This window comes from Roseomonas sp. TS2 (assembly GCF_058833935.1).
Genome location: NZ_JCACVY010000147.1, coordinates 1 through 11,235, shown reverse-complemented (window position 1 = coordinate 11,235; position 11,235 = coordinate 1). Strand labels below are relative to the sequence as shown.

Below are 11,235 nucleotides of genomic sequence, written 5' to 3'. Positions count from 1 at the left end.
GGCTCTGTGGAGGGGCGGGGAGGCGGTCTCGGTCCCGCCGCTCGGCCTCGGATGGCCGGTGGCTGCCGATTTTGCTCCCTTTGGCGGGCCGTTGTGCGCCTATAAATAACGCCGGTGCAAGATGACGTGCGCGGCAAGGTTTCAGAATGGTGCCGGGCGCCCTATCTTGTCATGGCGCTGGGCCAGGATGCCTCCTCGGGCCGGCACACGGATGGGAACCGCACGGTGAACAATTTCGGCCGCAATCTGGCGCTCTGGGTGATCGTGGCGCTGCTGCTCGTGGCGCTGTTCAATCTCTTTCAACCTTCTTCCTCCACCCGCCAGACCGGCCAGCAGGTCGCCTACAGCGACTTCCTGAACGAGGTGAATGGCGGCCGGGTGCGGGACGTGACCATTCAGGGCCGCACCCTCACGGGGCAGCTTTCGGACGGCCGCACCTTCAGCACCTACACGCCCGAGGACCCCGCCCTGGTCAGCCGCCTGACCGACAAGGGCGTGCGGGTGGTGGCCAAGCCGGAGGAGAGCGACGTCAACCCGCTCTTCCACTACCTCCTCTCCTGGTTCCCGATGCTGCTGCTGATCGGCGTCTGGATCTTCTTCATGCGCCAGATGCAGGGCGGCGGCGGCCGGGCCATGGGCTTCGGCAAGAGCCGCGCCCGGCTGCTGACCGAGAAGCAGGGCCGCGTCACCTTCGAGGACGTGGCCGGCATCGACGAGGCGAAGGGCGAGCTGGAGGAGATCGTGGACTTCCTGCGCGACCCGCAGAAGTTCCAGCGCCTCGGCGGCAAGATCCCGAAGGGCGTGCTGCTGGTCGGCCCGCCCGGCACCGGCAAGACGCTGCTCGCCCGCGCCATCGCCGGCGAGGCGAACGTGCCCTTCTTCACCATCTCGGGCTCCGACTTCGTCGAGATGTTCGTGGGCGTCGGCGCCAGCCGCGTGCGCGACATGTTCGAGCAGGGCAAGAAGAACGCCCCCTGCATCATCTTCATCGACGAGATCGACGCGGTGGGCCGCCATCGTGGCGCCGGCCTCGGCGGCGGCAACGATGAGCGCGAGCAGACCCTGAACCAGATGCTCGTGGAGATGGACGGCTTCGAGGCGAATGAGGGCGTCATCCTCATCGCCGCCACCAACCGGCCGGACGTGCTGGACCCGGCGCTGCTGCGCCCCGGCCGCTTCGACCGCCAGGTGGTGGTGCCCAACCCCGACGTGTCGGGCCGCGAGAAGATCCTCCGCGTCCACATGCGGAAGGTGCCGCTGGCCTCCGACGTCGATCCCAAGACCATCGCACGCGGCACGCCGGGCTTCTCGGGCGCCGACCTCGCCAACCTCGTCAACGAGGCGGCGCTGCTCGCCGCCCGCTCGGGCCGCCGCACCGTCGGCATGCACGAGTTCGAGATGGCCAAGGACAAGGTGCTGATGGGCGCCGAGCGCCGCAGCCTGGTGATGTCGGACGACGAGAAGAAGATGACGGCCTATCACGAGGCCGGCCATGCCCTCGTCGCCCTGCACGAGCCGGAATGCGACCCGGTGCATAAGGCCACCATCATCCCGCGCGGCCGGGCGCTGGGCCTCGTCATGTCCCTGCCGGCGGGCGACCGCTACAGCAAGCACAAGAGCAAGCTGAAGGCGGAGCTGGCGATGGCCATGGGCGGCCGCGTCGCCGAGGAGCTGATCTTCGGCGCCGACAAGGTCTCGAACGGCGCCTCGGGCGACATCAAGATGGCCACCAACCAGGCCAAGATGATGGTCACCGAGTGGGGCATGAGCGAGAAGCTCGGCATGATCGCCTATGGCGACAACAGCCAGGAGGTCTTCCTCGGCCACTCTGTGACGCAGTCGAAGAACGTCTCGGAGGCCACCGCGCGGGAGATCGACAGCGAGGTGCGGGCGATCATCGACGACGCCTATGCCCGCGCCAAGCACACGCTGCAGACCAACATCGAGGAGCTGCACGCCCTGGCCAAGGGCCTGCTGGAATACGAGACCCTCTCGGGCGACGAGATCCGGCAGGTGATCAAGGGCGAGCCGGTGGTGCGCAACCGCCCCGACGAGCCGACCGCCGCCGGCCGCGGCAGCGTGCCCAGCTCCGGCCGGCCGACGCGGCCGGGCGGCTTCGGCAACCCGGCGCCGCAGCCGGGCGCCTGAGGCGCCCCTGGTCCTGCGGCGGGAAGCTGCGATAAGGAAAGGGCTCCGGAGACGGGGCCCTTTTTCTTTGGCCGGTCGCGAGGGACGGGAAGATGGTCGAACGTTGGATCGAGCCGGCCGGCCTGCTGCACGGGCCGGTGGCACTCCAGGCGGTGCGCGACGGGTACGCCCTGCCGCTGGCCGGCGGCCCCGCCGCCTTCCCGCTGGCGCGGCTGATCGAGGAGGGGCGGGACCTCGGCATCCACCCCGTCGCGGAACTGCCCGGCGATGGCTGGGAGGCGCTGCTGCCGCCGCTGACGCGCCGCCCTCTGCCCTTCGCCGGCCTGCCGAACGACCGCCCGCTGGTGATGGGCATCCTCAACACCACGCCCGACAGCTTCTCCAATGGCGGCGCGCGGGTCGAGGTGCTGCCCGTGGTGCGGGAACTGGCCAAGGCGGCGGTGGTGAGCGTGGACACCCGCCACCCCGCCACCATGCGCGCCGCCCTGGATGCGGGGGCCGAGATCATCAACGACGTCACGGCGCTGCGGCAGGAGCCCGCCTCCATCCGGGTGGTGCAGGAGGCACGGGCGCCGGTGGTGCTGATGCACATGCCGGTGCTGGACCCGCGCCGCATGCAGCAGGAGACGAACTACGCCGATGTGGTGCTGGAGGTGGCCCGCTTCCTGCGCCAGCGGGTGGAGACGGCCGAGGCGCTGGGCATCCCGCGCGGGCGCATCGCCATCGATCCCGGCCTCGGCTTCGGTAAGACGGGGGCGCAGAACCTGCTGCTGATGCAGCGCCTGCCGCTGCTGGCGGGCATCGGCTGCCGCATCCTGGTCGGCGCCTCGCGCAAGCGCTTCATCGGCCAGGTGACGGGGGTGGAGGAGGCGGCCGGGCGGCTGGCCGGCAGCCTGGCCGTCGCCCAGGCCGCGGCCAGCGCGGGGGCCAGCATCCTGCGTGTGCACGACGTGGCCGAGACGGTGCAGGCGCTGCGCATGTGGCGGGCCTGCACCGACGGCGCCGCGGCCGAGCTGGGCTGAGGGCGGCCTCGCTTGCGCGCGGCCTCCCGGCGCCGCTACAGCAACCCACGGGGATTGGAGAGGAAGCCCGGCATGAGTGAAGCGGTGCGCCGCCTGTTCGGCACGGACGGCATCCGGGGTGTCGCCAACCGGGCGCCGATGGACGCCTCCACGGCGTTGCGCCTCGGCCAGGCCGCCGGCCGCTTCTTCAATCGCGGCGCCCACCGGCACCGCGTCGTCATCGGCAAGGATACGCGCCTCTCGGGCTACATGCTGGAGCCGGCGCTGACGGCGGGCTTTGTCGGCGCGGGCATGGATGTGGTGCTGGTCGGGCCGCTGCCGACGCCCGCCATCGCCATGCTGACGCGCTCCCTGCGGGCCGATCTCGGCGTGATGATCTCGGCCAGCCACAACCCGTTCGAGGACAACGGCATCAAGCTGTTCGGCCCCGACGGGCTGAAGCTCTCCGATGCCGAGGAGGCGGAGATCGAGGCGCTGATGGCGGGCGATCTCTCCGCCCAGCTCGTCGGCCCCTCCCGCCTCGGCCGCGCCAGCCGGCTGGAGGATGCGCCGGGCCGCTACATCGAGGCGGTGAAGGCGAGCTTCCCCAAGGGCCGCAGCCTCTCCGGCATGCGCATCGTCGTCGATTGCGCCAATGGCGCCGCCTACAAGGTGGCGCCGACCGTGCTGTGGGAGCTGGGCGCCGAGGTGGTGCCGGTGGGCGTTGCGCCGGACGGCTTCAACATCAACCGCGAATGCGGCTCCACCGCCCCCGCCCGCATGGCGGAGCTGGTGCGCGAGCGCCGCGCCGATCTCGGCATCGCCCTCGATGGCGACGCGGACCGGCTGGTGCTGGCCGACGAGAAGGGCCAGATCATCGATGGCGACCAGATCCTGGCCGTGGTGGCGCAGTCCTGGGCGAAGCAGAAGCGGCTGCACGGCAAGGCGGTGGTGGCCACCGTCATGTCCAATCTCGGGCTGGAGCGCTTCCTGAAGGGGCAGGGGCTGGAGCTGCTGCGCACCAAGGTGGGGGACCGCTACGTCTCCGAGCGGATGCGCGAGACGGGCTGCAACCTCGGCGGCGAGCAGTCCGGCCACATGATCCTGAGCGATTTCGGCACCACGGGCGACGGGCTGGTGGCCGCGTTGCAGGTGCTGGCCGTGCTGGCGGAGGAGAGGCGGCCGGCCAGCGCCATCTGCCGCTCCTTCACGCCGCTGCCGCAGCGCCTGGTGAATGTCCGCTACGCCGGCGTGAGTCCGCTGAAGGACGCCGCCGTGCAGGAGGCGATCACCGCCGCCGAGGCGCGGCTCGCCCAGCGCGGCCGGGTGCTGATCCGCGCCAGCGGCACCGAGCCGGTGATCCGCGTGATGGCCGAGGCGGAGGAGGAGGCGCTGGTGGAGGAGACGGTGCAGGGCCTGGCCGCGCTGATCCGCGCTCGCGCCGCCGCCGGCGCCGTGGCCGAGCGCCCCGCGCCCGACGCCACGGTGGAGGGCGGCGCGTGATGCGGGGGCGCGTCCTCATCATCGCCGGCTCCGATTCCGGGGGCGGCGCCGGCATCCAGGCGGACATCAAGGCCTGCACCGCCCTCGGCGCCTATTCGGCCACCGCCGTCACGGCCCTGACGGCGCAGGACACGCTGGGCGTCCATGCCGTCCATGGTGTGCCGCCCGATTTCATCCGCCTGCAGATCCGCCTCAGCCTCGAGGATATCGGCGCCGACGCGCTGAAGACCGGCATGCTGGCCGATGTGCCGACCATCGAGGCGGTGTGCGACGCGGTCACGGCGCATGGGCGCGGCATCCCGCTCGTCGCCGACCCGGTGATGGTGGCCAAGGGCGGCCATGCCCTGCTGGCGCCGGAGGCGGTGGAGACGCTGCGCCGCCGCCTGCTGCCGCTCGCCGCCCTGCTGACGCCCAACCTGCCGGAGGCCGAGGTCATCACCGGCCAGACGGTCTCCACCGTGGCGGAGATGAAGGCGGCGGCGCGGCGGATGCTGGCGATGGGCACCCCCGCCGTGCTGCTGAAGGGCGGCCACCTGCCGGGCGAGACGCTGGTCGACGTGCTGGCCACCGCCGAGGGCATCGAGACCTTCGAGAGCCCGCGCATCGACAGCCGCCACACCCATGGCACGGGCTGCACCCTGGCCTCCGCCATCGCCGCCGGGCTGGCGCAGGGGATGCCGATGCGGGACGCGGTGGCGCGCGGCCGCGCCTATGTGCAGGCGGCGCTGCGCTCCGCGCCCGGCCTCGGCCGTGGCCACGGGCCGCTGAACCATGCGGTGACGCTGGACCCGGCGCGACTCGCAACCCTGGCATGACGCGGCGCCGCCTTCGCGCCTGCGGCATGGCTCGGGCAAGCTGGGCCGCGACAACGCCCGGACCGAGCCGCCATGAGCCTGCCGCCCCCGCCCACCACCCCGCCGCCTGACCGGCTGCCGCGCAGCGTCCCGGTCTATCAGGTCGATGCCTTCGCCGAGCGCCCCTTCGCCGGCAACCCCGCCGCCGTGGTGCCGCTCGATGCCTGGCTGCCGGATGCGCTGATGCAGGCCATGGCGGCCGAGCACAATCTCAGCGAGACCGCCTTCTTCGTCCCCGATGGCCCAGGCCAGTGGCATCTGCGCTGGTTCACCCCCATCACCGAGGTGGCGCTCTGCGGCCATGCCACCCTGGCCACCGCCTTCATCCTGGCCAGCGAGATGGGGCAGGAGGGGGCGCTGCGCTTCCGTACCGCCTCCGGCCTCCTCGGTGTCAGCCGGGAGGGGGAGCGCTTCGTGCTGGACTTCCCGGCCAACCCGCCGCGCCGCGCCGCCTGCGCGCCGCAGGGCCTCGCCGCCGCCCTCGGCGCCGTGCCGCGCGAGGTGTGGAAGGCGCGGGACTGGATCTGCCTGTTCGACAAGGCCGAGACGGTGCGCGCCCTGGCGCCGGACCACAACCGCATCGCCACCCTGCCGGACCCCGGCGCCGCCGGCTCCCGCGTCATCGCCACCGCGCCGGGGGATGACGGGGTGCATGACATCGTCTCGCGCTACTTCGCCGCCCGCGTCGGCATCAACGAGGATGCGGTGACGGGGGCGGCGCATGTGCAGCTTGTGCCGCTCTGGGCGGAGCGGCTGGGGCGGGAGCGGCTGGTCTGCCGGCAGGCCAGCGCGCGCGGCGGCACGCTGTGGTGCGAGCGGGCGGGGGAGCGTATCCGCATGGGCGGGCACGCCGTGCTTTACGCCCGCGGCAGCGTGGTGCTGCCGCCCGCTTGATCGTGGCGGCCGGCGGGCGCAAACCCGCCCCGCCTTCCTGAAGCAGTGAGTCCCGATCGCATGGCGCAGCCCCACCCCAAGCCGACCCGCCGCCCGGCCAATCCGTGCTTCTCCTCCGGCCCCTGCGCCAAGCGGCCGGGCTGGTCGCTGGTGGCGCTGGAGGGCGCGCTGCTCGGCCGCAGCCACCGCGCGAAGGACCCCAAGGCGCGGCTGGCCGAGGTCATCGCCCTGTCCCGCTCCGTGCTGCGCATGCCGGAGGGCTGGCGCCTCGGCATCGTGCCGGCCTCGGACACGGGGGCGGTGGAGATGGCGCTGTGGTCGCTGCTGGGGCCGCGCGGGGTGGATGTGCTGGCCTGGGAAAGCTTCTCCGCCGAATGGGCCAACGACATCACGAAGCAGCTCCGCCTGCCGGATGTGCGGCTGATCCAGGCGCCCTACGGCCAGCTGCCCGACCTCGCGCGGGTGGACCCGGCACGGGATTGCGTCTTCGTCTGGAACGGCACCACCAGCGGTGTGCGGCTGCCCGATGCCGGCTGGATCACCGCGGAGCGCGAGGGGCTCGCCATCTGCGATGCCACCTCCGCCGCCTTTGCCATGGAGCTGGACTGGCGGAAGCTCGATGTCGTCACCTGGTCCTGGCAGAAGGTGCTGGGCGGCGAGGCGGCGCACGGCATGCTGGCCCTTTCGCCGCGCGCGGTGGAGCGCCTCGAATCCCACAGCCCCGCCTGGCCGCTGCCGAAGATCTTCCGGCTGACGAAGGGCGGCCGGCTGATCGAGGGCATCTTCCAGGGCGACACCATCAACACCCCCTCCATGCTCTGCGTCGAGGACGCGCTGGACGGGCTGCGCTGGGCGGAGTCGATCGGCGGCCTGCCGGCGCTGGTGGCGCGCTCCGAGGCCAATCTCGCCACGGTGGCGGCGTGGGTGGCGGGGCAGGACCGCTTCGCCTTCCTGGCCGAGCGGCCCGAGACCCGCTCCTGTACCTCCATCTGCCTGAAGCTGGTGGCGCCGTGGTTCGCCGCGCTCGACGAGGCCACCCAGGCCCGCGCCACGAAATCCCTCGCCGCGCGGCTGGAGGCCGAGGGGGCCGGGCTGGACGTGGCGCCCTATCGCGATGCCCCGCCCGGCCTGCGCCTGTGGGGCGGCGCCACGGTGGAGACGGACGACCTGCGCGCCCTGCTGCCCTGGGTGGACTGGGCCATGGATGCGGTCGAAGCCGAGTTCCGCCCGGCTTGAGGCCGGGGAGGCAGGGCTGTTTTGCGGAACAGCCTGCCTCTCCGGGGCGTGAGCGCGGAAATATCTTCTGTTTTTCGGGAAAAGACAGAAGGGGCTTCTGAATCGCGCCCCCGCCGCCGCCTATTTCGGTAAGAACGCCTGACGCAAATTCCCTACCCTGTGGCCACGGATCAACGCCGAGGCCACAGCCATGCGTCTGGCATCATCGCTCGCCAACAGCCCCTCCGGGCCACGCTGGGTCCTGGTGTTCCTGTTCCTCTGCGCGCCGCTGCTCTTCGCCAGCAACATGGTGGCGGCCCGCTGGCTGAGCGGCTCCGTGCCGCCGGTGACGCTGGGCTTCGGCCGCTGGCTGGTGGCGGCGCTGGTGCTGCTGCCGGTGGTGTGGGCGCCGCTGCGGCAGGGCGCGCTGCGGCAGGCGCCGCCCGGCGTGCTGGCGCTCCTGGCGCTGTTGGGCGGCGTGGTCAGCGTGGCGCCGCAATATGGCGCGGCGGCCTATACCAGCGCCGGCAACATCGCCCTCATCGCCGCCATGTCACCCCTGCTGGTGGCGCTGATCGAGCGGGTGGTCTGGAGGGTGCGGCTGCGGCTCTCCGTCGTGGCGGGCATCGCCTGCGCCTTCACCGGCATCGCCGTCGCCACCTTCCGGGGCGATCTTGCCGCGCTGCTGCGGCTGGAGTTCAACCCGGGCGACGCGTTGATGTTCTTCGCCATCCTGGCCTGGGCCGGCTACACGGCGCTGCTGCGGCACCGCCCGGTGGCGCTGCCGCCGCTGCTGCTGCTGTGGGCGGTGGCGGCGGGCGGCGCGCTCGGCATGGCGCCGCTGATGCTGCTGGAATGGTCCAGCCTCGGCGTGCCGCATCTGGGCGTGCGGGCGGTCTGGGGCATGCTGTTCCTCGGCCTGGTGGCGGGGGTGGGGGCCTATGGCGCCTTCGCGCGCGTCGTCAGCCAGGTCGGCGCCGCCCGGGCCAGCATGTCCATGTACCTGATCCCGGCCTATGCGCTGGCGCTGGGCGCCACGCTGCTGGGCGAGAGCCTGCATGCCTACCACGCCGTGGCCATGGCGCTGGTGCTGGGCGGCGTGGCGCTGGGCACGCTGCGCCCCCGCCCCCTGTCGACATGAGCCGCCGCCGCCCCAGATAAGCCTGGCCGGACAGGTTCCGTCCGGCCGGGAAACGGGAGGGAGAGACATGGCGACGAACCGGCTGCTGCCACGTCTGGCAGGTGGCTTCGCGATGATGGTGCTCGGCGCCTCCGGGGCGGCCGCGCATCATGGCTGGTCCTGGGCGGAATCGGAGCAGATGGAGCTGCGCGGCACCGTCCGCGAGGTGCGGATCGGCCCGCCGCACCCCACCCTGCGGGTGGAGACCGCGGATAACGGCGTCTGGACCGTGGAACTCGGCAATCCCTCGCAGACCCAGCGGGCGGGCTTCGCCGAAGGCTCGGCGAAGGTTGGCGACAGCATCACCGCCATCGGTAACCGCGCCCGCGAGGGCGACGAGAAGCGGATGAAGGCCGTGCGCCTGCGCACCGCCGACCGCATCTACGACATCTATCCGGAGCGCATCCGCGGCAACTGAGGGCGCGGCCTTGGAATGGATCGAGGCCCTGGCGGCCTGGCCGGGTGCCGCGCTGCGGCGCTCGGCCATCGCCTATCCGCTGGCCAATGCGGCGCACATCTTGTCGATTGGGGTGCTGCTGGGCGCCATCGCCACGCTGGACCTGCGGCTGCTGGGGGTGTTCCGCGGCGTGCCGCTGCCGCATCTGGCCGGGCCGCTGGCGCGGATGGCGGGGTGGGGGCTGGGCTTCGCGCTGCTCACCGGGCTGCTGCTGTTCAGCGTCTCGCCCGGCGCCTATCTCGCCAACGCCGCCTTCCAGGTCAAGCTGGCCCTGGTGCTGGCCGGCACGCTGAACGCACTGGCGCTGCACCGCGGCGCCCCCTGGCGCCGCGCCCTGGCGGAGGGCGAGACGGGCGCCGCGCTGCGCGTGGCGGCGCTGCTCTCGCTGCTGGTCTGGACGCTCGCCGTGCTGGCGGGGCGGTGGATCGGCTTCCTCTGAGTTGACGCCCGGCGCCGGGGCCGCGCAGATGGGCTGCTCCCGCGCCGGGGGCCAGGAGCGCACGCCATGCCCGCCGCACCGGAAGAGGATTTCCCCCGCGCCGTCCTGGTGCCCGAGCTGCTGGTCGCCAGCCTCGGGGCCAGCCTGCGCTTCTGGCGCGACCTGTGCGGCTTCCGGGTGGCCTATGCGCGGACCGAGGAAGGCTTCGCCTGTCTCGACCGCGGCGGCGCGCAGGTCATGCTGGAGGAACGGGGCAGGGGAAGGAACTGGATCACCGGCCCGCTGGAGGCGCCGCTTGGCCGGGGGCTGAACCTGGAGATCACGGTGCCCGCCCTCGCGCCGGTCCTGGAGGCGCTGGAGCACGAGGGCTGGCCGCTCTTCATGCCGCCCGAGGAGAAATGGTACCGGGCCGGGGAAGCCGAGCTCGGCGTGCGGCAGTTCCTGGTGCAGGACCCGGATGGCTACCTGCTCCGCTTCTCCGCACCGCTCGGCCGGCGGCCATGGGCCGGGCCGGAGGCGTAGGGCCGCATTTTCCGCGCCCCGCGCCGTGCCCCGCGCGCCCCGATCCGCTATAGCTCCGCGCCCTGAACAGGCGGAGCCCGGGATGACAGTGGAATGACGGTCGGCATCGACATGGGCAGGACGACGGCGGGGCAGGCGGGGATGCTCGACCTGGAGGAGCTGCTCGCCACCCGTCTTCTCGTGCAGGGCAATTCCGGCTCCGGCAAGTCGCACCTGCTGCGTCGGCTGATGGAGCAGTCCGCCCCCTGGGTGCAGCAGGCGGTGATCGACCCGGAGGGCGACTTCGTCAGCCTGGCCGACCGCTTCGGCCATCTGGTGATCGACGCCTCCCAGCACACCGAAGGCGCCTTGCAGCGCGCCGCCGACCGCGTGCGGGCGCACCGCGTCTCGGTGGTGCTGAACCTCGAGGGGCTGGACGCGGACGGGCAGATGCGCCATGCCGCCGCCTTCCTCGGCGGGCTGTTCGATGCCGAGCGCGACCACTGGTCGCCGATGCTCGTCGTGGTGGACGAGGCGCAGCTCTTCGCCCCCGCCGCCGCCGGCGAGGTGTCGGACGAGGCGCGGCGGGCCTCGCTCGGCGCCATGGCCAACCTGATGTCGCGAGGGCGCAAGCGGGGGCTGGCCGGCATCATCGCCACGCAGCGCCTGGCCAAGCTGGCCAAGAACGTGGCGGCCGAGGCCAGCAACTTCCTGATGGGCCGCACCTTCCTCGACATCGACATGGCCCGCGCCGCCGACCTGCTGGGCATGGAGCGCCGCCAGGCGGAGATGTTCCGCGACCTGCCGCGCGGCAGCTTCGTGGCGCTCGGCCCGGCGCTCTCCCGCCGGCCGCTGGCCATCCAGATCGGGCCGGTGGAGACGGAATCGCGCGGCACCAACCCCGGCCTAATCCCGCTGCCGCAGACCGCGCCGGAGGATGCCCGCGAGCTGATCCTGGCCGCCACGGCGGAACCCGAGGCGCCGCGCCCGCCCCACGGAGCGCGTGCCATAGGCCTGGGCGATGGCCGCGTCCGGCGGACAGG

General features: G+C 72.7%; 11 protein-coding genes. All 11 read left to right on the top strand.

Features of this window, described 5'->3' with window-relative positions; genetic code table 11:
• Positions 1-225: 225 nt before the first annotated feature.
• Complete coding sequence (gene ftsH / locus ACZJYS_RS18565; protein WP_109515469.1) at positions 226-2,148, top strand: ATP-dependent zinc metalloprotease FtsH; 1,923 nt, start codon at positions 226-228, stop codon at positions 2,146-2,148.
• 92 nt (positions 2,149-2,240) lie between these two features.
• Positions 2,241-3,170, top strand: coding sequence for a dihydropteroate synthase (gene folP, locus ACZJYS_RS18560; RefSeq protein WP_493179881.1), 930 nt, complete (start codon positions 2,241-2,243; stop codon positions 3,168-3,170).
• Positions 3,171-3,242: 72 nt separating this feature from the next.
• On the top strand, positions 3,243-4,652 hold the full coding sequence (gene glmM / locus ACZJYS_RS18555) for a phosphoglucosamine mutase (protein ID WP_493179880.1): 1,410 nt from the start codon (positions 3,243-3,245) through the stop codon (positions 4,650-4,652).
• Positions 4,652-5,467, top strand: coding sequence for a bifunctional hydroxymethylpyrimidine kinase/phosphomethylpyrimidine kinase (gene thiD, locus ACZJYS_RS18550; protein WP_493179879.1), 816 nt, complete (start codon positions 4,652-4,654; stop codon positions 5,465-5,467). Before glmM ends, thiD begins: the two co-directional genes overlap by 1 nt.
• A 72-nt stretch (positions 5,468-5,539) precedes the next feature.
• The gene (locus ACZJYS_RS18545; protein ID WP_493179878.1) at positions 5,540-6,400 is read left to right on the top strand and encodes a PhzF family phenazine biosynthesis protein; all 861 of its coding nucleotides are present in this window, start codon (positions 5,540-5,542) and stop codon (positions 6,398-6,400) included.
• A gap of 60 nt (positions 6,401-6,460) precedes the next feature.
• On the top strand, positions 6,461-7,636 hold the full coding sequence (locus ACZJYS_RS18540; protein WP_493179877.1) for a phosphoserine transaminase: 1,176 nt from the start codon (positions 6,461-6,463) through the stop codon (positions 7,634-7,636).
• Positions 7,637-7,826: 190 nt separating this feature from the next.
• Positions 7,827-8,756 (top strand): DMT family transporter, encoded by a 930-nt coding sequence (locus ACZJYS_RS18535; RefSeq protein ID WP_493179876.1) that lies wholly within the window; start codon positions 7,827-7,829, stop codon positions 8,754-8,756.
• A gap of 67 nt (positions 8,757-8,823) precedes the next feature.
• The gene (locus ACZJYS_RS18530; RefSeq protein ID WP_379634593.1) at positions 8,824-9,213 is read left to right on the top strand and encodes a DUF6152 family protein; all 390 of its coding nucleotides are present in this window, start codon (positions 8,824-8,826) and stop codon (positions 9,211-9,213) included.
• 10 nt (positions 9,214-9,223) lie between these two features.
• A complete protein-coding gene (locus tag ACZJYS_RS18525) occupies positions 9,224-9,691 on the top strand; it encodes a DUF6644 family protein (protein ID WP_493179875.1) in 468 nt (155 codons plus the stop codon).
• A 66-nt stretch (positions 9,692-9,757) separates the two neighbouring features.
• Positions 9,758-10,213 carry a bleomycin resistance protein gene (locus ACZJYS_RS18520; RefSeq protein ID WP_493179874.1) on the top strand — a complete coding sequence of 152 codons (456 nt, stop codon included), beginning with the start codon at positions 9,758-9,760 and terminating at the stop codon, positions 10,211-10,213.
• A 93-nt stretch (positions 10,214-10,306) separates the two neighbouring features.
• On the top strand, positions 10,307-11,235 hold a 929-nt coding region (locus ACZJYS_RS18515), incomplete at its 3' end, for a helicase HerA domain-containing protein (RefSeq protein ID WP_493179873.1).

Coding starts and splice junctions, on each gene's coding strand:
- folP (WP_493179881.1), top strand. CDS start 2,241: ATGGTCGAACGTTGGATCGAGCCGGCCGGCCTGCTGCACGGGCCGGTG.
- glmM (WP_493179880.1), top strand. CDS start 3,243: ATGAGTGAAGCGGTGCGCCGCCTGTTCGGCACGGACGGCATCCGGGGT.
- thiD (WP_493179879.1), top strand. CDS start 4,652: ATGCGGGGGCGCGTCCTCATCATCGCCGGCTCCGATTCCGGGGGCGGC.
- ACZJYS_RS18545 (WP_493179878.1), top strand. CDS start 5,540: ATGAGCCTGCCGCCCCCGCCCACCACCCCGCCGCCTGACCGGCTGCCG.
- ACZJYS_RS18540 (WP_493179877.1), top strand. CDS start 6,461: ATGGCGCAGCCCCACCCCAAGCCGACCCGCCGCCCGGCCAATCCGTGC.
- ACZJYS_RS18535 (WP_493179876.1), top strand. CDS start 7,827: ATGCGTCTGGCATCATCGCTCGCCAACAGCCCCTCCGGGCCACGCTGG.
- ACZJYS_RS18530 (WP_379634593.1), top strand. CDS start 8,824: ATGGCGACGAACCGGCTGCTGCCACGTCTGGCAGGTGGCTTCGCGATG.
- ACZJYS_RS18520 (WP_493179874.1), top strand. CDS start 9,758: ATGCCCGCCGCACCGGAAGAGGATTTCCCCCGCGCCGTCCTGGTGCCC.